Genomic DNA, 24,669 nt, shown 5'->3' with positions numbered 1-24,669 from the left:
GTTCTAATTTTTCGAATCCTTCAATTGTATTTGAGAATGTAAGATGTCGCTTACTAAGTACGATACCGCGAAAATTAGTTGCTTGTGCTACATGAGTCTCTTTGGCGATATCTATACCCACAACAAGATGAGATGTAGAAATTCGTTCAATGCGTTGATTTTGTCCGTCTGTTTGTTTAAACTTCATAGTAAGAGCGCCTCCTTGATGTATTGGGTTAAAACCCTTCGACAAATCCATCATACCGAGGTGCTCCTTTTTTAACAAAGCCCAAATCTTAGGCCTTACAGGAATGTTTAGCTTAATAGAAACAAGGAGCAGTTATTGTGATATATATCTACTCTTTGTTTTTTTCAACTATCAATTACATTTTCCTTCTCTCTGATCGGATAGGTACGTACTATCTCCACAATCACTTTCCCGAATGTGATCAGAATAAACAAGCCGGTAAGCAGGAAGAAGGATGCGAAAAACTGCCGCTTCAACGCCTCGATGTCACCAAAGAGCAGATCCAAAGGAAACTGGCCGACCAAGAACAAGCCTACGGAAGGTATCGAACTTGTATTTAATATATGGGTCCGATTGCGATCGACATAGTAAGGCTGTTTGCCTTCGTCCAAGGAGTGGACGATCTTTAAAATGTCACTAGGCACATACGTATCCGAGCGGCTTTGAAAAACAACTGAACCCTGACTGTCAACAATGAAGTACTCTTGCTGAATCAGGAATTGACTGACGCTCGAGCGGAGCCATGACTGATAATCGAAATGTACCGCCACGATTCCTTCCGGCAGTCCCGTCTCGTCGGTCAACGTCATATAGAATGCCAGCTTTGGTTGCTTACGCGGGGCCGGCTGCGGCTGCACTCCATCTTTGTTCTCGGTCGCGGTTTCCCACACATAGGACGCCTCCCCATTCAAAAGAGACCGCACAATCACAGGATTCAGCGCGGTATCGGCAGATGCGCTATTCGTATCGACATATTTTCGCCCGGATAGATCAGACAACGTATAGTTCACAAAAGGACTTGCCAATCCAAAGTCGTTCTTTATTGATTGCAAGGTCAGCATGATCGGATCGATGGTTGGCGTTGCTGTCGTCGGGTTGGTTTGCAGCAAAGACGGATTGCGAAGCCGATCACGAATCGAGGGCTCCTTCTCCAACCGAAGCGAACTGTAGAACATCAACGATCGAATGCGTTCGAAATTGTCCTTCACCTGATCGAGCTGGTATTGATTCTGCTCACTAATTCTCTTAACGTATACGCTTTCAATCGTCGAGTAGCTGCGAAGCTGCAGAAGAGAGAAGGGAATTAGGATGAGAATGAGAAACGACAAAAACAATTTATTCTTTATCGTCTTGGGCAACAGCTTCCGCCATGTGAATCGCATATCTATCCTCCTATCCCGCCATTCCTAACCTTCAAAGTGTTTCAATGGCAATACGGTATTCCCAGCGTAAAAGGCCCCTTGAACAAAGGTATGCTCATAAGGCTTGGATGGATTGGCGAGGCGCCATAGCATCCGCTCGGCCGCACGGGCTCCAGCCTCGCGGACAACAAGAAACGGTCGGGTCAAGCCGGGCAGAAGTTCGTTGAGATCATCCTCCAAACTGATCAGCGAGCAGTCACCGGGAATGCTTCGTCCTGCTAAACTACAGGCGTAATAGATCCAGGCCAAGTCGTATTGAACGGCGCTTAAGATTGCCGTCGGCTTGGTCCGCTTCAGTTTTTCCCCCACTTCCGCAATCCATTGCTCTTTATCGCTGATCGCGCCAATGACATGATCTTCCGAATTTACGTTTTGCCCTGCCTCCTCCATCGCTTCCTTGAAAGCCCGCCAGCGGATGGAGAACCCACGGTGCCTTACCGTATCACCAATGTACAAAATTCGGGTATGCTTCATCGATGCCAAATAGCGAACGGACTGCCAGATAGCGGCTCCGACATCCCAGATGACGCTGTCCACCTTTTCGGCGGGCATTGGGAAATTAATCATGACACGGGGAATCTTCAAAGAAAGCAGCAGCCGCTCCAGCCCCGGCTTGATCGCTGGAGGAATGAAGACTCCATTCCAGTAAGCAACGTTCTGCTGTTCCAGCCACTCCTCGATGACGCCTGCTTCATCGCTCTCCGGAGCGATTAACGTTTGAACCGTATGTCCGAATTCCTGAAGCGTTTCCTGCAGTCCCTGCAATATCAATTGATGCAACTTGGAATGCAAAATGTTGCCGTTTATGATAAATTTGAACACCCGCGGACTCGCAGAGAAGATCGGGATATGTTCGACAGCCAAGCCACGTTCCTGCTCCTTGGTGCGGTAACCTAATCTTCTCGCCGCTTCCAATACAGCCCTTCTTGTTTCTTCGGACATGCCAGGAAGTCCCCGCAGCGATTTAGACACGGTATGGATCGTTAAATTTAACTCCGAGGCAATGTCTTGGAGCGTTACTTTCTTCTTGATCGGCATAATGACTCCCCTCCATCATCAATCATTTCAACTAAAATCGTAACTTAAAATGTAACAAAAATGAAACTATAAATTAATGCTTTTTTATAACTATACTGAAAGCAAGGCAATTCTACAACTACAAAGAGGTGATCGATATGTTGGATTTTAGCAAAATTAAGTACTACGAGCCTTTGGCGTCATCGTCCGATGCAGCCTACAAGACCGATCTATGCATCTACGGCGGTAGCTCAGCCGGAGTAGCAGCAGCCGTGCAAGCTATACGCATGGGGTTAAAAGTCGTGCTCGCAGAATTCGGACACAAGCTGGGAGGCTTGTCCTCTGGTGGTCTTGGCCAAACCGATATCGGCAACAAAGCCGCGATCGGAGGTATCTCACGTGAGTTTTACCAAGCAATGGGGCGTCACTACGGAAGTCTCGAAGGAGACGGCACGCAATGGAACTTCGAACCTCACGTAGCAGACCGTATTTTCCAGGAGTGGGTCGAACAAGATGGGATCACAGTGCTGTATGGCCAACGCTTGTCGACTGTTCGTAAGTCGCAAGGCAAGATCAAGAGCATCGTGATGGAGAGCGGCGTTCAGATTGAAGCCGACATGTTTATCGACGCCACTTACGAGGGGGATTTGTTGGCTGCAGCCGGAGTCTCGTATCATGTAGGCCGTGAAGCAAATTCGGTGTACAAGGAAACGTTGAACGGCGTTCATTTCGGCCATCCGAATCATAATTTCAAAGCATGGGTCGATCCCTTTGTTATTCCGGGCAAGCCGGACAGCGGCTTGCTGCACGGCGTATCCGATGCGGCTCCAGGCTATCAGGGCCAAGGAGATCACTGTGTTCAAGCCTACAACTTCCGCATCTGCCTGACGAATGATCCTAGCAACCGCATGCCGTTTCCGGAACCTCCGAACTACGATCCCGAGATATTTACCCTGCTGGCTCGTTATATCGATGCAGGTGTATGGGACTCCCTTCAGCTTCACTCATCGATGCCGAAGAGCAAAACAGATCTCAACAACTTCGGCGGGGTGTCAACCGACTATATCGGAATGAATTATGAATGGGCTGAAGGGAGCTACTCCAGACGCGAGCAAATATTCCAAGATCATTTGACTTATAATCTGGGCATGCTGTATTTCCTTTGCAACGACAACCGTGTGCCCGAGGCCATCCGCCAAGAAGCACGGAAATGGGGGTTGCCGGCTGACGAATATACAAATTTCGGAGGATGGTCTCCACAACTTTACATTCGCGAAGCGCGAAGAATGATTTCGGACTTAGTGATGACCGAGGACGACTGTCGTGGCTACCGCAAAGTATCCGATTCTGTAGGGCTCGCCGCCTATCAGATGGACTCTCACAACTGCCGACGCATCGTCATTGATGGCCGTTGTATCAATGAAGGCAACGTTGAGGTTCGGCCTTCCGGCCCCTATCCGATTTCGTACCGATCCATCATTCCTAAGGGTGAAGAGTGCCTCAACTTGCTGGTGCCTGTCTGCCTCTCCTCCTCCCATATCGCGTATGGCTCGATCCGGATGGAGCCGGTGTTCATGACCCTAGGACAATCGGCTGCCACCGCAGCGGCGTTAGCCATCCAGCACGGCACATCAGTTCAGGATGTCGATTATGCCGAATTGCGCAATCGCCTGTTAGAGGACCGACAAGTATTGGAAAGCTAGTTGCGGCTTGAACGAAAAGAAAAGAGGCTATTCCAGAAGCAATTTTCTGCTTTTGGGATAGCCTCTTTTTATGCTATTTAAAATTCTTTTTGTTGCTCAGGTAACCTCCGCCAATCTCAGAATCTTACGTCAAATGGATCTGGCTCCCGCCTTTTATTTCAACAATCTGATTGTCGACTTGAAGCCATACGGATAATGCGGAGGGATTATACACGAATTGACATGAAGCGGAGAATTTGAGATTTTGAAAGGCTTTCAGATAATCCACGATCTCGATGTTGGTCGCATACCAGATATCCAACCTGTTCCCGATAAACGCACAGAAGCCTTCTATCAATGGCCAATTCTGATCATGATCGAACTCATAGCTGTGCCCCCATACATACATCATGTACAGATATTGTTTTTTATTTAAGTTTACAAAGGTTTCCGCCACATTCATCAAGTCCCCATTGTGATGGCATGTGGGCTTCCACTCGAACAAATCGTCTGGCATCGCAAATTGCCCTGTACTCTGTGCAGTTCTTGCATACTCCACTCCCAGGTAAGGCAGCATCTCTTTTATTGCCTTGTTGTAAGAACCATTAGGATATGACATGCCTCTTACTGTATAGCCAACCAAATGCTCCAATCTCTTTCTGTCTTCGAAGATTTCTTCCACGATTTGCTCCTTCGGGCACCATGCAATCGTAGGATGCGTCAACGTATGTGCGGAAACCTCATGTCCACGATACAGCGCAGCAACCTCCTCTTCAGCTATACGGCCATCTGTGCCAAGCATCCCCGAGTTCAGATGGAACGTTCCTTTCATGCCATACTTATTGAAAATTCCCACTAACTTGATGTCCGCGGCTTGACCATCATCATAACTCACTGTCAGTACTTTATGCTTTCCCCCAGGAAAAGCCATCATGATTTTAGGCATATTTACATCCCCTTTCCCTTCATTAATTAAACTCTCCAATTGTTACTGGATTACTGGTCGCAACTGCAATACAACGAAATTCATATTGTCCTTCAAATATTTCCAGCTTTGTCAGGTCTCCTTGTTTATAATACCTGCAAGCGCAATAAAAATGATATAGAATTCCATCCCAATAGATGACATTAGACTTATGGGCATGGATTTCGTCAAGTTCCCCTTGTTCCCCGTACGGAATTAAAGGATGTTCCCCACAGCTCCAAACCGTTAAATCGTTGGATACCGCCAGAGCTCCCTGTGCATGATTGCCATCAAAACCAAACGCGAAATTCACCCACTGCTGACCATCATGCTTAATACACGGATCGCTGATGAATTGACTGTAAAAGCTCCCTTCCTTTACCTCAAGTACGGGGTTCTTCTCATAACGTTCCCAATGGATCAAATCGTTCGAGAAGGCAAGCCCCGTCTCTTCTTTCCACGGCCACTTCTCATCTCTCTTCGCATTGTAGAACATCCAGAACCTCTCTTCATGCTCGATGACACAACTTTTATATAACCCTGCCTTTTCCCAGTCTGCTCCATCTTTAGTTGTAAAGACAGGCTGATCCAGCCTATGCCATTCCAGTAAATTCTCATCCTCTGTCCATGCCAGTCCCATCACGGCTCCGCCTGCTTCATAACCCTTATCCGGATAGGAGTGGTAGATCATCCAATAGCGATTATCTAACTTTTTGAGTCGCGGCAGGTCGTGCAAACCATTTGATTCCAACAGCATCCAAGACCCCGCAGCACCGACATGATCCCATCTTTCATCCGTTTTCAATCGCGGGAGGATAATCGCCTTATGCTCCCATTCCAATAAATTGGAGCTGGTTGCTAGTGCGGTCTGATAGCCCATTCCGTCAAATCCGACATACATCATATAGAAGCAATCCTGATGGACAAAAACAAAGGGGCAATCGACGGCTTGCGAATCAAAATTGCCTTCCACTCCCGATCCACTCAGCACCTGCCGCTCGCGCTTAAAAGGTGTATGCAGCTGTGTAAACTTCTCAATTTGGGTTTTCGACATCATGAACCACCTGACTTTCTTATTTTGTAAAAACACCTGCTCCCATTGTGGGAGCAAGTGTTCAGGACATCTTGTTATCACTTCAAATCATTGATAAGCTTCAACAAGTAATTTGCCGCTTCTTCGGAAATTTTCTTGCCTTTCTGTGCATGAACTTCGTTGATGAAGGCGTCAAACTGTTCATGCCGGAGCTTAGTTTCAAGCGAGTTAACAATACCTTGGCTGCCATTGCCGGTGACCCAAGCTTCGATGAGCCGGATCAGGCTATCCAATGTTACCTTGACGGTAACGGTGGTTGCCGCCGTTCCGGAATTGCCGGCAGCATCGGTCGCATGTGCCGAAACGACATTGTCTCCCACGTTCAACAGATAGGCCGGGCTGCTCAATAAAGGAGCCGAGCATGAGCTGTAGACAACGCCGGATACGGTATCCGTAGCTGTGCAGGTAACGATTACCGTTTGATCGACGGTATACGTCCCCCCTCCGCTGATTTGAACAACCGGCGGGGTCTGATCGATTGTGAAGGATACCGTTTGTGACTGTTCCTTATTACCAAACTGATCGGTCGATCGGAACGAAATCGTATGGACTCCATCTTCTTTAAAAACAAGCGTGTTCTGATATTTCGTCCAAGTGGCGCCTCCATCCAGGCTGTATACGGTTTCCGTAACGCTGGACTTGTCATCCGTAGCGCTTAGATTTACTTGGACATCGGAGACGTACCAACCGTTCTGCTTCGTCCCTTCCAAAGCGGCGACGGTAACCGGAGGTGTATCATCCGTTATGATCCACTGAACAGTTCTGAATTTTTTGGGATCTTTCGTTTCACCAATCCCGGAGCCCCACTCGATATACCCTTTACGACCGGTGCCATCGTTATCATTAACAAGCAGCGAGAAGCTGATGGCTCCGTTCTTTTCCGGTTTGATCGGCGCAAGCTCAGACCAAGGAAGTGCAAGTTCATAAACCGTAACCTTCTGTGCCTCATCTCGCGATACCTGCAAGGAACCGTTCGTTACAAGCTCCCTGACGCTGGTATTAGGCGACAACCAACGAAAGATTTGCGGCCCCAGAGGCGTCTGGGAAATGCCAAACTCATAGGAAGCCAGATTTTCACCGGGGATACCCGCCATTGCAGCAAACTGGAGGCTGTCATTTTTCCAAATATCCGCTCCGCTTGCAGGCGTGTAATGAACATCGTCTTTAATTATCGCGGTCAGATTGAAATGATCCTGGTCCCAATTCACCCATACGCTGCCATCCAAATCCGATGGACCCGAATAGTTTTGCATTTTTACCGTCCCTTGCGACAATTGAGCGACCGGTGGCGACGCTATGATCGATGGGTCTGCCAAACCGTCAATCTGTACCGTTCCGGGAAGGATCGGATTGAAATCCAGCTTCCCTCCATAAACGAAAGGTTGTTTTCCGTCAAATTGGACAGTCACTTGCGCTTGGTTGCTGACACCGTAATTAAAGCCGCTGAGTGGAATATCAAACGTCTTGATGGTGTCCGGAGGAATCACATAGGTCAAATCTTGTGTGCCTGACTGGGTACCGAATTGCCAATCCGCTTTTCGGACGATTAGACCTAGCTGCTTGGAAAAGTTCTGAATTTGAATCTTCAATGCTTCAGCTTTCGTACTCACATCCGTAATAACAGGAATGATTCGCGCACGGTATGAAGGGAGGGTCTGAATCGCATGCTTCAGTCTTCCGATGCGGTTCCCACTCACGGTCAAATCACCTGTTACATAGCGAATGCCTTCCTGGCTCAATCCAGGCAGGGCAAATGGCTGCGACGTCTTCTGACCGGCTCCCGCGTACAAAGGATATGTCGAGCCTTCCACCATGAATGAAGCAGCGAGAGGCGATGCGGATGTATTATTTGCTTCTACCTTTAGCGCAACAGGCTCGCTGGTTACCGCCTCAGCCCCAGTCACAGCGAACGTCGAATCAACCGCAATGCCGTCAATGTCGCTTTGGATGTAGATGGGTTCCGCGGTTAGTGTCATATACACCTTGCCATGAAGCGGCGTGAAGGTTTCCGTGTTCCCCATAATATCCGTGACCTGAATCGGCGAATTCGTTTGAATGGCTGCCTGCACAGGGGTATTAGCCCAAACAACCCTTAGCTTCTGGCCGTTTTTATCAAATCTGTAGCTGGTAATGCCCGTGCCGACTGTTTCCTGTTCAACGAATGAAGCGCCTAGCAATTCTCGGGTCATCGCCCCGTAAGCCGCATAGGCGGGTTTCGGCGTGAACTGGCCTTTGGGGTCGTCCTGATGGCGAATGAGGCCGAAATTATTTTCGCCATAGTCGGCTTGCATGCCATCATTCATCAAATCGTACCAGAATACTTTCTCGACACCGGCACCCAGCGCTTGCACATAAGCACGCACCAAGTAATCTGCTTGCGTTTTTTCGACTACGCCCGTGGCGCCAATATGAGTCGGCCAGCCGACTTCCGTAATCCAAAGCGGTTTGTCTTGACCCTGGTTATAAGTCCGAATCAAGTTTTTCGCATCAAGGATGGCTTGCAGCATGCCATCCGACGTTCGATTGTACGGATGGATGGAAACAGTGTCCATGTATTGGAGTCCGCCAAGCTTAAACACTTCTTCCATCCAAGGTATATCTACAGCCGTTGCCATTCCGACAACCGTGACGTCCGGTCTGGCGGCTTTCACCGTCTCATAGGTCTTCTTCAGCAGCTTGAAATAATAGTCCGGACGTGAATCTGCTGGACCGTTCCCCCGATCGCCGAACCCACCGTTAAACTCATTGTAGACTTCCACCCATTCCATCTGATTGCCGTATAAGTCCAGCAACGCCTTACCATAATTGGCAAACCCCTGACGGCCATCATCTGAATAGGGCGTACTATCCTGATCGTAAAACGGATTGGTGAAGTCGAGGGTGATGAACGGCTTCAGTCCATCTTGCTGCGTTTTCCGCATAAAGGCATCGCGGCCCGTCGGCTTCTGGTATTTCCCTTTTTCGTATTCAACATCTACCCATGTGATTTCGTCACGGAAATTTTTGGATCCGGCACGTTTCAATAATGTACTTAACTCAGGTGTCCATCCGGCGCTTGTTCTTGCAAGATGAGTGGCTACCCCGAACGGAGAGTTGTTCACTAAGGTAGGATCATCAGCGGCTAAGCGGGCAAACGAAACATCCGCACTCTTAATCGTTTGACCGTCCTTCTTCGCAGCAAGCGATAGCTTATAATAACCAAGCTGCTGTATAGGAACCGTCAAATTCAACTGCCCATCCTGCACCCCCTCACTGCCTGCCAATACTTGATGATCCAAATGATCATATACACTCCAACTTACAGTGTCTCCCCTAGTTGCAAGAGGAAAGGCTGCAGACTCATTCGCCAAGAAGACATTCCCCATCCGGGACTGCTGGATGGACAAATCCGGGAAGGAACCGGTCGCAACGACATTGTCGAAGCGGATATCCCCGCTTGTTTTGCCGCCGACCAGACCGGACTTCTCCACCAAGAGCCCGATTGCCTGGGCGGGACCATGCCATACCCCGTCGTTTGCCCCGTTATAATGAAGATAGCTCGTGCCGCCGTTAAACTTGAACACTTCTATTTTCTGCCAATCCCCGGTAGGTGCCAAGGCAATTTTCTGCTGATGCACCTGCCCGGTCGAATCCTTCATCAGAAGCAGGACCACAGCATAATCGGCCGTTTTGACCCAAAACGCCAGTTTCTTCATATCCATAGGCGTAGAAAAGCTTCGTCCGAGCGAAACATTCAGCCCGCCGGCGCTGAAATTCCCGCTCATCTTGCCTGAGTAAGCCCCCGACTTGACCTCGGCCGTATCCCGTATATATTCGCCCTTGGCTCCGCCTTGCGAGGCCAGCGTCCATATGTCGAAGCCGTTCTCGAAGGTGCCGATGGTGTTCTCCCATACGGTCTCCTGAGGCGGCGCAGTTACCGACACATCGTCGATCCAAGCGTCTCCGCTCGTTTTGCCGCCGATCAAGTTGGACTTCTCCAGCAAAAAGGAGATGCCAATAGCGGGACCGTGCCATTTGCCGTCGTTGGCGCCGCCGAAATGGAGATAGTTCGTGCCAATGTTGAAGGTGCTGATCTCGATCTTCTGCCAATTGGCATTCGCCAGCGCGATCTTCCGCTGATGCACCTGTCCGGTCGAATCAGTCACCCGAAGCGTGACCGCGGAGGCGTCGGCCGACTTAAGCCAAAACTCCAGCTTCCGCATATCCAAGGGCAGAAAATTTTTACTGATGGCCACATATTTGCCGCCCGTACTGAAATCACCGTGTAGCTTCCCCGAAAAGGTCCCAGATCTCGGAGCCGACGCATCCCGTACATACTCACCTTTGGCTCCGGGAAACTCGGTGCCCAAGCTGAAATTCCAAAGTTCTTCATCGCTTTCAAATCCGCCAATCGTTGCATTTTGTAATGTGTCTGCCGCATAAACGGTCGTGTTGTCTAATGATCGTAGTCCAAACAAAGGTGAGGTAAACAATAACGAAATCAGCATAAGGCTTAACATCCATTTTTTTATCACCAAGTAAACTCACTCCCTCTCATTTTTGAAAGCGTTTTCACTAATATGCCAACACCGGCAGCCTAACTATGCTTGCTCATCTCCATCCCCACACCTGCATGATTCTCGATCATGCAGGCCTATCATTGTGCTTTAACGCAATCGCCACTCGCGAATACTCACCTAGCTACAATCGGTCGCTAATGTCCATAATCCCGACATGGAGCCGATCATGCTCATCCGAAAATGTGAAGGTAACCTTACGGCTGTCCGGACTAAACGATGGATGCGGGTGTCCAGGATGCATCCCACGGCAAGGCAGCTCGCATAACAGCTCGGACTGTTTCGTAGCCGTGTTGATGAGCACGATTTTGGAAATACCGGGCTCCTGCGTATCCGCCACCGCATATCGGCCGTCGGGACTGATGCCGACATGCCAATATCTGTAGTCTCCGTTAATGAACTCGTGCCGCTCGCCCTGACGATCTACGAAATATACGCCTGTCGGTTTATCCGGACTATGCGGATATTTTACGAAGTACAGTCCACTGCCGTCGAACGCCCAAATTTCATGCCCAACATACTCGACTGGCCGTCCGCTCTCCTCCCTTTTCTGCGAAAAGAGGTTGCGCATGTCTCCGGTTCGCGTATCGACTACCCAGAGCCGATCCGGAATTTGCTCCGTAGCACCTTCATGGGAAAAGAACACTTGCTCTGGATCAACCGGGTTGATCATAGCATGATTGGCTACCGGATGAGGCTCCTCAAACAAAGGACGGGCTGCTTCGCATACTTCCCCGCTCGACGTATGAACGGTGCCAATCACCCAATTAGCCTCCCGCGACGCATTATCCTCGGATCGAAGAAGCTGCTCCTTCCAGTAGACACCAAGCACCTTGCCATCGTTCGTAATTGATAACGGCCCAAAGAACGTGCAATGCTCTTCCAGCTTGCAAATCGTACGCCGTTCCCCGCTCCACGCATCAATTGCGTATAGCTCATTCTTGTCCAATAAATATAAGATATCATCGCACGAAACGACCCCGCTTCCCCAAGTCAGGCCTTCTTCCAGCACCTGCACATCACCCGTTTCCGTATCGAAACGCACGATGTTACCCGTCCACTTCTCCCGGTCCATGTCCGTGTGCACAATTAGATGTCGGCTGTTCGACAACCAGGACATCGCCGTAAAATAAAGATGACCTGTATCGCCTACTTCCGAGCCAAGTGCGAGGATCGGCAGCCCCGTGATTGTATCTGTAAACGATGTACACTTCAGCATCGTCCATACCTCCTGTTGCATTCTTATTCGGCATCATCGGTATCATTAGCACCGTCGGCTTCTCTTAGCGACGCTTGCTCCCGCTCCCGATATTCACCTGGGGTAAATCCGGTACTTTTCTTAAAAATTCGCACGAAGCTGTTGACGTTCGTGTAGCCGACCGCCCCCGATACATCGCGGATCAGCATATCGGAACCGGCGAGCAACTCCTTCGCTTTCCTCATGCGAATATCCATCAAATAATCAATGAAATTTCTTTCCGTTTGCTCCTTGAATATTCGGCTCACATGCGACACGCTCAGCTTGAACTCGCTTGCCAAATAATTCAATGATAAATCGCTGTGCATATAGTGGGCATCAATAAAAGCGGTAATCCGCTCGACAACGTCGTTTCGCTCTCGATTGCTTCGTCTCTCCTCAATTAGCCCTGCGTATCGGCCAAGCTGCTCGATGACGTAATCCGATAACTCATGGATGCTTTCATACTGGCTCAGCAGATCGAATAGTCGATGCGATGGCGCCTCTTCAAGCAGTGCCGGATCGATCTCGCCTACCGCTTTAGCTGCCTTCATCATAAAATGAACAACAAGCTGGCGAATCATATCAGGTGCAGCGCCGCTACCAGCCATTTCGCCGAACCAACGCTCCGTCTGCTTCGTCATCTTCTCGCCATCTGTCATCCGCAGCGAGTCAACAATCCCATCCGTCATGCCAAGCAAGCGCATAAACTCCCCGCTCGCAGGTTCCCGAATATCTTCGCTGGAGATAATTGTGTTGCCGCCGAGAATCATTTTGTACGACAGCGCCGACATCGCGTCGTGATACGAATGCTGAAGCGCGCCCAAATCTTGCGTCATGCGGCCTAGTCCAATCGAAATCGTCTGTTTGAACTGTTCTTCCACGTAGCTCTTGATCATCTCGGCAACCGCCAGCGCCCGCAGTAGATTCGCTTCCCCGTCTTCATCGTCAAAGCTGATTACAATAACCACCAGGCCGTCCCGCGCTTCAATGGCGATCCCTCGGTACTCGGTGTTGATCATCTCCTCCGCCACATTGCATAGCGCGTAGCTATATAAATGAAGATCCTGCGGAGTGGCAATCCCCGACTTTCCATCGAACTCGGCAGCCATCGCGATATACTGCATCGCATGCAGCGGAAATCCGATCGCTGCAAGGCTGGGCAACAGCTCGCCCGGATTTTTGCGAGCCCCGATCAGCGCATCCATCACAAGCCGCCATTTGATAACCGGCTGTGTTTCACGCATTTGCCTGTACATGCGACTGCTGTCCGCCAAAATGTACGACAAGGAAACTTCGATGCCGCTGAATTCGTCGTCTGCCGTATGCTCATCTTTTCTTTCATATCCGCCATACGCCTGCAGCTGTTTCGTCACATTCGAGAGAACCCGATTCACAGGCCGGAACATCCAGCTGTTTAACACCACTGACATACCGCCTGCAAGAAGCAGAAGAACGATCGAAATGCCAAACAATGTGTTTCGCACCTGTACCAGCGGCTTGCTGAGCTCAGAATCAGACACCACGCTAATGATTTCCCAACCCGTATACGGACTCTTCATGTAAAAGACGGTTCTGTTGATCCCGTTCATTTTCGTACGGAACATCCCTTCATCCCGCTCGTTCATTTCTTTGGACCAAAGCAGCTCTTCTGTTTGCGTGCCGATCAACGATTTATCAGAATGACTAAGAACCGTTCCCTGCGCATCAGCTAGAAACAAGTAGCCGAGAGAAGGATCAATCGCATTTTTGATCAGATTGTAAATGGATCGTTCATCGACATTGAAAGCAACCGCACCTTTCCGGTATCCTTCCCCGTGTGTAAGCGGATAGGAGCGAATGAGCGTCATGACGTTGTGCCGAATGTTACCCGAATCGTCGATGGACAGCTTGCGCGTGCCGACCCACTGATAAAAGCCTTTGTATCGCTCAAACGCACTAATCCATTGATAATCGGGGCCTGGTTCCGGCGTCTGAAACGGGTTCGTCTGCGACCAGCGCTTCTTCGCATAGGAATACAGATCGATTGAAAAAATGGTATCATTGCTCAGCAGCATATCGGCGATTCGCGTGTTGATATTGATCGTGTCCTGCTGATCAGCAGCATCGTCCTCCATAAAGGTCCTCATATCACGGCTGCGCAAAAATTGCATCGTTTCCGAGTCGATCGCCTTCAGCACCAACAGCAGTTTACCGTTTACCTCGTGGAGCAGCGACATGTTCGTTTGCTCAACTTCTGCCTGCAGATGATCGGTCGTGATGAAATAAGACAGGCTAGCCGTCGAAACAATGCATAGGCTTAAAAAAAGCAAAATAATCGACATTGCTCGCTTCGAACGGCTTCTCTTTTGTCGCCAAAACATGCCTCTGCCCCCTTGAATTATCGATAAACGAGGAAATAACGGGACCAATAAGACCCCATTTATTCCCACATTGAGTTATTTGAAATTCGCTTTATTCTTTTCGTACCATTCTTGCGCGATTTGATCTGCCTTGTCTCCGCCAGCGTTCTTGTACTCTTTACGCATCATATCAAGCGCTTGCTCTGGCGTGATGTCTCCTTTGATGATGGCTCTCGTGCGGATCTCGGTCAACTTCGGCGCAATGCTCGCAAGCACATTGCTGATTTCCGGCGAGTTTGGCGAAAACGGAATATCCCGACGGAACGGTACGCTAAGCGCCGTCTTCATCGCTTCAGCATTCAGCTTCGCCCAGCGCTGCGAAAGCGGATCCTGTGCGGCTTTGATCATCAAATCCTCCAGCTTAAACGTCTTGGCATCGTTTCTTAAGATTGCATATTCACCGGCATACGCAACTTCCTTCTTGACTTTGTCAGAATCCAGCACCTGTGGAACACCATTCACCAATTTGAAATGCGTATTCTCCGTGCCGTTTAACAGTGTATACCAGCCTTTATCGAGCATCCAGTCAAGATATTGGATCGCTGCCTTCGGATTTTTCATATTTTTATTGAACGCGACATAAATACTTGCTTGCGTTTCCTGATAGGCTCCAAACTTGCCATACTTCGTCGAGAAAGCAGCTAATGGCACCGGATTCGCATCTGGGTAATTCTTCATCAAATCCTTCATATAAGTGTCAATGCCATTGCCGACGGTGCCGATCAGGATGCCTGTTTTACCTTGCGCCCAGTCAGCCATCATCTTCTGGCTATTTTTATCTGTCAAATATTCCTTATCGATATACCCGTTCTCGTATAGCTTACGTTCAAAAGTAAGTGCACCAACGTTGCGGTCAACGAGGTTCGCATTCATCATTTTACCCCCATCGAGGTACCACTGCGTGCTATGTGTCGCATAAAGACCAGCGATCACGTTAGGCCAGACAAACATGGAAACAACAGGTGCGTTCGTATTCCCGGATAAACCCTTTTCCTTGAATGCTTTCGTCACTGCAAAAAATTCTTCCTCCGTCGTCGGCGCCTTCATGCCAACCTTGTCCAGCCAATCCTGCCGGATCCACATGCCACCATTGGCTAGGCCGTTTAATGGCCGTTTTGTTGTGATCCCATATATTTTACCGTCGAATGTCATCAGCGGCTTTAATTCCGGATTTTCGTTGATATAATTCTTAATTACCGTACTGTATTGGTTGATGTAGTCATCGATCGGTTGGACGACGCCCTGTGAGACGAGCGTACCGATATAATTGCGGTCATAATCCCAGATCAGATCCGGCGCTTCGCCAGAGGCAATCAGCGTATTCAGCTTATCCTGCGCCTGGTTGCGGGGAACCGGCACATACTTGACCTGAACGCCTGACTGTTCCTGAATCCACTTGGTCCAGCGATTCTGTTCGTAGGACCCTTCTTCTGCGGCGACTGCGCCTCGATCGTACATGGAAACGCTAACGCTCCTCGGCAGCTTATCGTACTTGTCCTCCGTCTTACTTGCTGCTGACGGGGCTGAACTGCTGCTGGCTCCTTGCTCCGTTTTACTGCAGCCAGTTAAGGCTGCTCCCAGCGTCATTGCCAAAATCGTTGAACCTAACACCCATCGTTTTGTTCTCTTCATACTCTTCATACTCTTCATACGATGACCTCCCACATGGAATAATTATATCACAAGGCGTTTAGCGCCATTATGAACGGAGCTAATAACTGACGTTAAATAAGCTAGCCTTTGACGGAGCCCATTAAAACGCCCTTCACGAAATATTTTTGCAGAAACGGATAAATAATCAGAATCGGCAGAGAAGCCAGCATAGCGGCTCCCGCACGCACACCTTCCGGCGGCAGCGTGTTGTTCGCGTTCGCAGAATCCCCGACCAGCAGTGCCGGATCGAGGTTATCGATCATCTGGTAAAGCTTCACCATCAGAGACATTTGGGTTGAGCTTTTAATAAAAATGAGCACGTTGTAATATGCGTTCCACCACCCCACCGCGTAGAAGAGCGTCAATGCTGCGATAACCGGAAGTGCCAGCGGAAGAACGATCCGCACAAGCACGACCCAGTCCTTCGCCCCATCGATGGATGCCGATTCCTCAAGCTCACTCGGCAGCCCTTCGAAGAACGTCTTCAGGACGAACAAATTGTACGTGCTGATAAGGCCAGACAACCAAAGCGACCAATACGTATTCATAAGTCCCAAGCTTTTAATGAGTAGAAACTGAGGGATCAGCCCTCCACTGAATAGCATCGTGAAAATAATCATACCAAGGACAGGACCCCGTCCACGCAAATCCATTTTCGACAGCGGGTAAGCCGCCATGATCGTAACCAGCATGTTTAGTGATGTGCCTACAACGGTCATCACAACCGTATTTTTCATCGCTACGAACAGCTGCCCGTCATCAATCAAGTTGCGATAGGCATCCCACGTCAAATGTCTTGGCCATATCGAAACGTTGCCGGCACGTATGGCTTCGCCTGAGCTAAGGGAAACCGCCAGCACATTCAGAAACGGGAATAACGTCGAGAACGTGCATATGGCTAAGAAGAGGTAGAGTAGTAAGCGGGGCACGCGCTCTTTCCAAATGTCCATCCGCAGCCCCTCCTTTCGGTGATTGAATTTGCCTCCAGCTGCATCCTTCGCTACCATAACGCCCGCTCTCCCATCGCCCGAATGATGCGATTCACCGAAAGCACGAGTATCAAGCCGACGAGGGATTGCACCAATCCAATCGCAGTTGTGTAGCTGTATTGCAGGTTGACGAGGCCAAGTCTGTAAATGTAAGTACTCATCACGTCAGAAACGCTGGTCACCATTGGATTAGTCAGCACCCAAACATGCTCGAAGCCAACGTCGAACATACGGCCCATTTGCAGAACAAGCATTAGCGCTATCGTACTTCGGATGCCAGGAAGCGTCACATGCCATATTTGTCGCATCTTGCCCCCACCGTCTATTCGGGCAGCTTCATACAGATGCGGATCAATGCTGGACATTGCCGCCAAATAAAGAATGGTGCTGAAGCCTGCATCCCGCCATATGCCGGAGAACACATAGACAAGAGGCCACCAAAAGGTGTTTCCCATAAAATAGATCGGCTCAAACCCGAACGCCTTCAAGACATAATTGATAAACCCACTGCCCGGGGAAAGTAGTCCGATGACGATCGTGCCGAGGATAATCCACGATAAAAAATGCGGCAAATACAGTAGGTTCTGCACAACTCGCTTGTACCATTCCACACGAACCTCGTTCAGCATGATGGCGAGCACGATCGGCACAGGAAAACCAATGCAAAGTCCATAAAGATTTAATAGGAGCGTGTTGCGAACGATCTTGAACAGATCACTGCTGTGCAGCAGCCGATTGAACTGCTCCAGCCCCACCCATTTACTGCCCCAAATACCGTCAGCCAGCCGAAACTCCTTAAATGCAATGATTTCCCCGTATAAGGGAAAGTACTTGAAAACAATGAAGTAGGCGATAACGGGGATAAGCAGCATATAAAGAAACGGCCGGCGCTTTAGATCCCTCCATAACGATCTTCGTGAAGCCTTCCCTTCAGCGCTTCCACGGATTCCAGCTTTGGCGATTGGTTGTGAAAGCATGCATGGCTCACCTTCCTTTCTGTTGTTAGCCTCTTGTGATTCGGCTTGAACCCACCATACCAACCGCCGTTTTATATGGATAGTCTCACTATTTGCTGTTCTCCGCTTCTTTTGCTTCGAGGACTACACATTTTTTGCACGGATATTCTTTTCATGATAAAACCCGGACGCTGGGCACCCGGGTTGGAAGTAAATCTCTATATATTTTTAAGGTGATAACCGCAGCGCGCTAATGCATAATAAATATGCCATCATTGATGGGCAAAAGGTAAGTAACCATTAACACATCAACCGGAAGCTTTCCAGTTGAAGTTTATTTTGCACCGGAAGATAATCCGATTCAACCGCTCATTGATGTTGAGAACAATGCCAAATACAACTTATACTTCGATTATTTTTCCTTTACAGATGATAACCTAAGAACGGCGATCATTAATGCTAAAACTCGTGGAGTTAATGTTGAGGGTATTTTCGATGCAAGTGCGAATGCCAACGACACGAACAGTGAAAATTTAATGATTATTCATGACAAAGCAACGGCGGACAAATATTATGCGGAATTCGTGCGTATTCGCGGCTCTTATGGCAGGGGTACAGCATCCATCGATAAAATTACGGTTCCAGCGGCAACTTATCTTTTTCCGGTAATTATCTGTATTTAAATAATGCTGGACTTAGCGGGAATCAGAGTGTGACTTTTACATTCACTAACTGGATGGCACCTACTATTGTTGGGATTTACACCTGGTATGTCGAAATGATTACTAGCAGCGCAACAGATCCTAATGATTATTTACCAGTAAATTTACAAGCGGCTACTCTAGTCGTTCAATAATAAATTCAAAAGGGGACTGTCCCAATAGGTTTCTGATTGTGGGATAGCCTTTTTATCCTTCTACGGCGAACTTCTTTTTCGAAAATTAAAATGATAAATCTTTTCTAATTGGGACAATCTAACTTTTAGAGGTGACGGAGATATGAATAAAACTCAATTAAAACTAACATCGACGGAAATCGGAGCTTTATGGGGGCAATACGTAAATGGCACGATGGTAAATTGTGTGAATAAATATATGCTTTCCACTATAGAAGATACGTCGATTAGAGAGGTTTTTGACGATGCAATAAAAATAACTGAGAATCAAATGCAGCAGGTTTCGACTTTTATTCTTAGCGATGGATTTCCATTACCCATAGGGTTTACGGATGAAGATTTCAACCCCAATATAAGCAGGTTATTTTCAGATATTTTTTGTTTAGATTATTTGTATCTCATGACAATACATGGTTTAAACGGTCACATATATTCGCTTACTACATCAGTTAGAAAAGATCTAAGGGATTTTTTTGATTCCTGTTTGTTGGATGGAAAAAATATGTACAATCGTACCGTTGATTTATTACTTGAAAAGGGGCATTTTCAAAGAGACCCGTATTTTTTCCCCCGAGCAAACCCAGAGTTTATTGATAGTAAAAAATATCTCGATGGTTTTTGGGGAGATAAACGTCCTCTTTCAGCCATAGAAATAGGTAATATTTCCCTTAATTTAAAGAAAAGCATTATGGCAAAAACACTTGGAATTGCATTTAGTCAAATTGCCGGAACTAAAGAAATAAGGGAATTTCTAACAGATGCAGTTCAAACGTCAAATGACCACATTCAATTGCTAAGTAAAAAACTAAAGGATGATAATTTACCTGTTCCGATGTCATGGGAAACGGAAATAACCGAATCTACTGATTCACCGTTTTCAGATAAACTTATCATGTATCATACTGGTTTTTTGTTTCTGACTTCTCAATCATACCATGGATTAGGACTAGCGGGTTCCATGAGGTCTGATCTAATTCTTGATTATGAGAGAATAATTCTCAAAGACCTAACCGTATCAAAAAATTGGTTTGATCTCATGATAAAAAATAAATGGTTAGAACAACCTCCAATTGCACCAAACAGAAAAGAAATTGCTAAAGACCAATAACTATCCAGCAAATTATACCGAAAAGCCCTCTTGTAGATGTTCATAAGAGGGCTTTTCGGTATAGTGGAAAATTAAAATCGTGTGGGTTTGCAGAATCATGAGCGAAACATGCATATTTTGAAAAACTTATTCTCTCTCAATTTGAGAGAGATAATACGCATATTCCAAAGGTCTACTATAAATTTTGCGTTTACAACACTTAAGGTTTTTGTATATATCTTTTTGGGGTTTTCCGTTAAGTTCAATAATCCATAACTTACTTTGTTCGTCTAATACAAAATCGACACTCAATTCTCCCAATGAACCCAAATGAGTTTCTGCTTCTTGTGCGCCTTTACACTTATCTCATGCAGAGATCGGAGGATTTCATTGATATTTTCCAGCGAAACTAATTGCGGAAGAATTTCAACCACATCATAAATGGTTTCACACATACTCGTGTTAAAGTAATTCTCATAAGCCACTCTACTTGTTATGGCGGAAACCGTCCATTCTCCAAGAATATCTTTTTGAACAAGTACCCGGATATCAACATACTGACGATCAAGTTGACTTATACGAATCCCTTGCTGAACCATATATTTCTTCGGTCCGAGAAGTTCATTCAGTTTTTCCTGAACGCTTTCATCTTTTCTACAAATATATCTTGGATTCAAGCTGTGCAAAGAGATGTGAATATCTCCATTATCCGTTAGTCAACCCGATACACAGACTTCCCCTCAGATCCGTAAGAAGGCTTAATGTATACTAGTTTATATTTCTCTAATAGTTCTGATATATTCACTTCATTATATAAAAATGTGTCTGGTACATAGGGTTTAAGAATGGACTGTTTTAATAGGTTATAGAGATCCCATTTATTAAAAAAATTGATATTGTTGAAACATTTGTTTCTACCAATCGCCTTCTCTAGGCGTTGAATGGTTACTAATTTTTTGTTAAAACACCGGTTATAAACGACATGAGGAAAAGGAAACGAGCTTTGTTTCCATATACCCTTTTTCAGGCTAAGTCCAATAATACGTTGTTCCTTCCAAAGAATATCTGCTGGAGTAAAGGCGTAAAGCTTCAGGTTTAGACTGTGATAACGTCTGTAAAGCTCCAAAATTCTTTTTCTACTGCTTCTTTTCGTTACCAAAGGGCGACTCTCCAATCTCATCACTCCCCTGCCTTCGATCCCTTTTACTATTTAATGCGAGCATAGACAAATTGGTATGGGACAATCACATAGGAGAATAGAAATTAGCGAATTTATTACTACTCTATTTGCCTATTTTTCAGTTGATAGGTATCTGCTGTGCTTATCTTCTTAAGCTTTTAATATGATACAGTACTTTGATAATAGGGAGATGAGACTATGGGAAGATGTAATTGTCCACCAGGACCTCCAGGACCAGAAGGACCGCGAGGGCCACAAGGACCTCCAGGACTAGTAGGACCGCAATTGCTTCAAGAGCTTGGAGGAGCAATTGCAGCAGTTGGACCCACTGGACTTGCAGGAGCACTTGGACCCACTGGTCTAACAGGACTTGTAGGAGCAATTGGCGAAGCTGGACCCGCTGGACTTGCAGGAGCACTTGGACCAGCTGGACTTGCAGGAATTGCAGGAGCAATTGGCGCAGCCGGACTGGCAGGAGCAACAGGACCCCAAGGTCTGCCTGGACCAATTGGAGCCACTGGTCCGGCAGGACCACCAGGAGGCGGATTAATTCCATTTTCAACGGGGATCATCATAAGTGGTGCTACAGTAGTATCAGCAGCTCCAATTTTAATGGGTTTTGGTAATCACACGGTTGAAGTTATTGACGGTACTGGAGAATCAACTATGCCACCCGAAGCAGGTGGTTTTGCTTTCCCAATTCCCTTTGCAGGTACCGTTCAAAATTTACAAATAAGTGTAGATTTATTGGTTGCTTCTGTGGTTTCTATAAATACTCTCGGTCTTCAATATGATTTTACAGTATTCCGAGCACCGTCAGTTCCTAATAATGGGATTGATCATAGTTCATCACCTTACGTAACCACTCCGCTGACTAGTTCGGTTAGATTCGGATTTCCGAATACGGTCATTACACCTGGTAACCCATCCGGCTTCCGAACCGCAACGAATATAAATGTTGGGGGGTCATTAGTAGTTGCTGCTGGTGATCGTATTGGTATTCGTGTAAGGACGCTTGCGTCGACAGATCCCTCAGCAGCTGATATTACCCAACTCTCATTTAGCGCCAGTTTATCTTATACTCCTTCTTAATAAGCCTCCAGCATTGTCATGATAGATTAGCCTGTTGATAAAGTTCAACAGGCTATATTTTTTTCTCATTTTTTGATAAATCACAGCATTAATTTGATATACACGCCCCTATCCATTTTTCATAGTTTCTCAATATTTCCATCTCTATATATTTTTTTAATATTTTTCGTCTACACCCTTAACAAACTCATCCTAATCTATAGAATGAGTCTTTCTCATAGGAAGGCAACAATATAGAAGAAGGTGAATTTCTTGTTTATTGTAAAACCATTTAAAAAAATGCTAATTCCTTTGTGGATGCAGTCATTCGTGCCAAAAACCGAGGTGTGAATATTCGTATCGTCACAGATTCCGACTACATCACAAACACATTTACTCAACAGCTGATAAATGCAGGTATTAGTGTAAAAGGCGATAACCGCACCGCGCTATTGATGTTGTGAATAATGCCAAATACAATTTATACTTCGATTATTTTTCCTTTACAGATGATAACCTAAGAACGGAGATCATTAATGCTAAAACTCGTGGAGTTAATGTTGCGGGTATTTTCGATTTGAGCCAATATGGTTCTAACGGGCCTTACGGGGAATTAGCTTATCTTGCTGATGCAGATATTCCGGTCAGTATTGCTGACAACCCATACGGCGGCAAGCTGCATGATAAGGTGCTTATTGCTGATAAAGGTTATACGACTGGTGTTGTCGCTACAGGTTCTTTTAATGCAAGTGCGAATGCCAACGACACGAACAGTGAAAATTTAATGATTATTCATGACAAAGCAACAGCGGACAAATATTATGCGGAATTCTTGCGTATTCGCGGCTCTTATGGCAGAGGTACAGCATCCATCGATAAAATTACGGTTCCAGCGTCACGGCTGTAAAAAGCGATGGAACCCTACTGAGCGGCAACTTATCTTTTTCCGGTAATTATCTGTATTTAACTAATGCTGGACTTAGCGGGAATCAGAGTGTGACTTTTACATTCACTAACTGGATGGCACCCACCATTGTTGGGGATTACACCTGGTATGTCGAAACGATCACTAGCAGCGCAACAGATCCTATTGATTATTTACCAGTAAATTTACAAGCGGCTACTCTAGTCGTTCAATAATAAAATTCAAAAGGGGACTGTCCCAATAGGGTTATAGACCTGCTGACCCTCTAATGTATTCATCAAATTTTGGAGACAGCCCCCTTCCTTTTTTTATTTACTAATTTCGATCTGTTCTCATTACTTCGCATCATGAAAAATAATACCCAAACTGTATCTTGTACCTGTTGTAACAGTACTTACACCGTGTCGAAGAGTCGTTCTATAGTAGCCGCGCGTTCCCAAAACCGGACGATGATTAGTTGGAAAAATCAAGCCTTCTCCTTGTTTCAACGTGATGACATGGCCTCTACTTTGCGCCCTCGGACGCTGCTCCACCAATAGTAACTCCCCGCCTGTGAAATCTACTTCTCTTTGATTAAGAGCGAATACGACTTGAAAGGGAAAGAATACTTCCCCATATAAATCCTGATGCAGACAATTGTATCCCCCAGCCTCATATTTCAGGATTAATGGAGTTGGACGGTTCTGCCCCTCTTGATGGCATTGATCGAGGAATTCCGCTAATGTTGCCGGATAAGAAGCATTATGACCCAATTGTTCTAGCCAGCGGTTTGCTGTTATGGCGAGTTCCGGATACAATCCTTCGCGCAGCTGTTGAAGCATAAATGGAAGAGGAGCATTGTAATATTTGTACTCCCCAATCCCAAAGCGGTAACGGGCCATGTCTATGGTCGCTCGAAAGTTACCTTCTTCCTCGTAAGTGCTTATGATCTCCTTACATTCCGTATGGCTTAACAGGCCAGGTAGTTTGGCATAACCGTGCTCGTCCAGCGATTGCTGGATGAAATTCCAATCCAGATCCGCTATTCTTTGTGATAGATTCTCAGGCATGCTGAAAGCCTCCTTCGTTTTCTTACAGTATAACCCCGAGAATCAGCTTTTGTACGCGTTCTCGAATGAAACAGCAAGATAACGAAATTGCTACATGTCGTTTTATGGTACAACTTCATTAGGGTGGTGAGTTGTCATTTACATGGGTGCAAACGGCATTGAGAAAAACGAGAGTCAATCTACTTACACCTTATTAGGGGCTGATCGCCGTCCTTATCATAGCGGAACTCCGGGAACTTTGGGAGGTTATCGACGCGGTAAAATATATGGTCGCCTAGATTGCCCGTCTGCACTTAGGGTCATAGCTCATGGGGGATATGTAAAATATCGCGTATTTTTTGAAAATGAAGAAATCGCTATAGCCGCTGGATACAGACCTTGTGCAGTATGTTTACCAGAACAATATGCAAGATGGAAAGCAAGTGAATAGCATTAATCAGTCTAATGCAAGGCTGCGGGCGAAATCATTTGAAATTCCTCCAAAA

Annotated in this window: 19 protein-coding genes and 2 pseudogenes; 7 read left to right on the top strand and 14 right to left on the bottom strand. The window is 46.8% G+C overall.

Features of this window, described 5'->3' with window-relative positions; all coding sequences use genetic code 11:
* From G519_RS0127865 to G519_RS0127855, 3 genes and pseudogenes are all read right to left on the bottom strand, one after another.
* Positions 1-187: pseudogene (locus tag G519_RS0127865) on the bottom strand (IS110 family transposase); the annotation flags it as partial.
* A gap of 164 nt (positions 188-351) precedes the next feature.
* Positions 352-1,389 carry a cache domain-containing protein gene (locus G519_RS0127860; protein WP_029197489.1) on the bottom strand — a complete coding sequence of 346 codons (1,038 nt, stop codon included), beginning with the start codon at positions 1,387-1,389 and terminating at the stop codon, positions 352-354.
* 24 nt (positions 1,390-1,413) lie between these two features.
* Positions 1,414-2,466, bottom strand: a complete 1,053-nt coding sequence (locus G519_RS0127855; RefSeq protein WP_029197488.1) for a LacI family DNA-binding transcriptional regulator — start codon at positions 2,464-2,466, stop codon at positions 1,414-1,416.
* A 137-nt stretch (positions 2,467-2,603) separates the two neighbouring features.
* Here G519_RS0127855 and G519_RS0127850 point away from each other — a divergent pair, with 137 nt between their 5' ends.
* On the top strand, positions 2,604-4,148 hold the full coding sequence (locus G519_RS0127850; RefSeq protein WP_029197487.1) for an FAD-dependent oxidoreductase: 1,545 nt from the start codon (positions 2,604-2,606) through the stop codon (positions 4,146-4,148).
* 124 nt (positions 4,149-4,272) lie between these two features.
* Here G519_RS0127850 and G519_RS0127845 read toward each other — a convergent pair whose 3' ends face one another.
* The 8 genes from G519_RS0127845 to G519_RS0127810 all read right to left on the bottom strand — a co-directional run bounded on the left by G519_RS0127845 (position 4,273) and on the right by G519_RS0127810 (position 17,998).
* Complete coding sequence (locus G519_RS0127845) at positions 4,273-5,073, bottom strand: polysaccharide deacetylase family protein (protein ID WP_029197486.1); 801 nt, start codon at positions 5,071-5,073, stop codon at positions 4,273-4,275.
* Positions 5,074-5,095: 22 nt separating this feature from the next.
* Positions 5,096-6,148 (bottom strand): glycoside hydrolase family protein, encoded by a 1,053-nt coding sequence (locus G519_RS0127840; protein ID WP_244280247.1) that lies wholly within the window; start codon positions 6,146-6,148, stop codon positions 5,096-5,098.
* Between the two features lie 74 nt (positions 6,149-6,222).
* On the bottom strand, positions 6,223-10,698 hold the full coding sequence (locus G519_RS0127835; RefSeq protein WP_244280249.1) for an OmpL47-type beta-barrel domain-containing protein: 4,476 nt from the start codon (positions 10,696-10,698) through the stop codon (positions 6,223-6,225).
* Positions 10,699-10,864: 166 nt separating this feature from the next.
* Positions 10,865-11,959 (bottom strand): TolB family protein, encoded by a 1,095-nt coding sequence (locus tag G519_RS0127830; RefSeq protein ID WP_029197483.1) that lies wholly within the window; start codon positions 11,957-11,959, stop codon positions 10,865-10,867.
* 23 nt (positions 11,960-11,982) lie between these two features.
* The gene (locus tag G519_RS0127825) at positions 11,983-14,340 is read right to left on the bottom strand and encodes a helix-turn-helix domain-containing protein (protein ID WP_029197482.1); all 2,358 of its coding nucleotides are present in this window, start codon (positions 14,338-14,340) and stop codon (positions 11,983-11,985) included.
* Between the two features lie 75 nt (positions 14,341-14,415).
* Positions 14,416-16,029 (bottom strand): extracellular solute-binding protein, encoded by a 1,614-nt coding sequence (locus G519_RS0127820; RefSeq protein ID WP_051253745.1) that lies wholly within the window; start codon positions 16,027-16,029, stop codon positions 14,416-14,418.
* Between the two features lie 83 nt (positions 16,030-16,112).
* Positions 16,113-17,039: a carbohydrate ABC transporter permease gene (locus tag G519_RS0127815; protein ID WP_244280246.1), complete on the bottom strand. Its 927-nt coding sequence runs from the start codon at positions 17,037-17,039 to the stop codon at positions 16,113-16,115.
* Positions 17,033-17,998: an ABC transporter permease gene (locus G519_RS0127810; protein ID WP_029197479.1), complete on the bottom strand. Its 966-nt coding sequence runs from the start codon at positions 17,996-17,998 to the stop codon at positions 17,033-17,035. The genes G519_RS0127815 and G519_RS0127810 overlap by 7 nt, the downstream gene beginning before the upstream one ends.
* Positions 17,999-18,513: 515 nt before the next feature.
* Between G519_RS0127810 and G519_RS50545 the strand changes: the two genes are divergently transcribed.
* Together G519_RS50545 and G519_RS0127800 are read left to right on the top strand one after the other, a co-directional pair.
* Positions 18,514-18,660 carry a hypothetical protein gene (locus G519_RS50545; RefSeq protein WP_154669619.1) on the top strand — a complete coding sequence of 49 codons (147 nt, stop codon included), beginning with the start codon at positions 18,514-18,516 and terminating at the stop codon, positions 18,658-18,660.
* 315 nt (positions 18,661-18,975) lie between these two features.
* Positions 18,976-19,980, top strand: a complete 1,005-nt coding sequence (locus tag G519_RS0127800; protein ID WP_029197478.1) for a DUF3231 family protein — start codon at positions 18,976-18,978, stop codon at positions 19,978-19,980.
* A gap of 126 nt (positions 19,981-20,106) precedes the next feature.
* Here the strand turns inward: G519_RS0127800 and G519_RS52490 are convergent.
* Together G519_RS52490 and G519_RS52485 are read right to left on the bottom strand one after the other, a co-directional pair.
* Positions 20,107-20,636: pseudogene (locus tag G519_RS52490) on the bottom strand (YheC/YheD family protein).
* A 35-nt stretch (positions 20,637-20,671) separates the two neighbouring features.
* Positions 20,672-21,118, bottom strand: a complete 447-nt coding sequence (locus G519_RS52485) for a YheC/YheD family protein (protein ID WP_244280244.1) — start codon at positions 21,116-21,118, stop codon at positions 20,672-20,674.
* A gap of 219 nt (positions 21,119-21,337) precedes the next feature.
* On the opposite strand from G519_RS52485, the gene G519_RS47895 reads away from it, so the two are divergent.
* The 3 genes from G519_RS47895 to G519_RS50540 all read left to right on the top strand — a co-directional run bounded on the left by G519_RS47895 (position 21,338) and on the right by G519_RS50540 (position 23,350).
* Entirely contained in the window at positions 21,338-22,231 is an 894-nt protein-coding gene (locus G519_RS47895) for a hypothetical protein (protein WP_051253744.1), read from the top strand.
* Positions 22,232-22,670: 439 nt separating this feature from the next.
* Complete coding sequence (locus G519_RS0127780; RefSeq protein WP_029197476.1) at positions 22,671-23,117, top strand: phospholipase D-like domain-containing protein; 447 nt, start codon at positions 22,671-22,673, stop codon at positions 23,115-23,117.
* Positions 23,118-23,206: 89 nt separating this feature from the next.
* On the top strand, positions 23,207-23,350 hold the full coding sequence (locus G519_RS50540; RefSeq protein WP_154669618.1) for a hypothetical protein: 144 nt from the start codon (positions 23,207-23,209) through the stop codon (positions 23,348-23,350).
* A gap of 120 nt (positions 23,351-23,470) precedes the next feature.
* Here G519_RS50540 and G519_RS0127775 read toward each other — a convergent pair whose 3' ends face one another.
* Positions 23,471-24,184, bottom strand: a complete 714-nt coding sequence (locus G519_RS0127775) for a 2OG-Fe(II) oxygenase (protein ID WP_029197475.1) — start codon at positions 24,182-24,184, stop codon at positions 23,471-23,473.
* 142 nt (positions 24,185-24,326) lie between these two features.
* Here G519_RS0127775 and G519_RS49340 point away from each other — a divergent pair, with 142 nt between their 5' ends.
* Positions 24,327-24,614 carry an Ada metal-binding domain-containing protein gene (locus tag G519_RS49340; RefSeq protein WP_084160372.1) on the top strand — a complete coding sequence of 96 codons (288 nt, stop codon included), beginning with the start codon at positions 24,327-24,329 and terminating at the stop codon, positions 24,612-24,614.
* Positions 24,615-24,669: the final 55 nt, after the last annotated feature.

The organism is Paenibacillus alginolyticus DSM 5050 = NBRC 15375 (assembly GCF_000422905.1).
Taxonomy (GTDB): domain Bacteria; phylum Bacillota; class Bacilli; order Paenibacillales; family NBRC-103111; genus Paenibacillus_E; species Paenibacillus_E alginolyticus.
The sequence above is the reverse complement of the archived record's forward strand: the minus strand, read 5'-3'. Positions and strand labels throughout refer to the sequence as shown.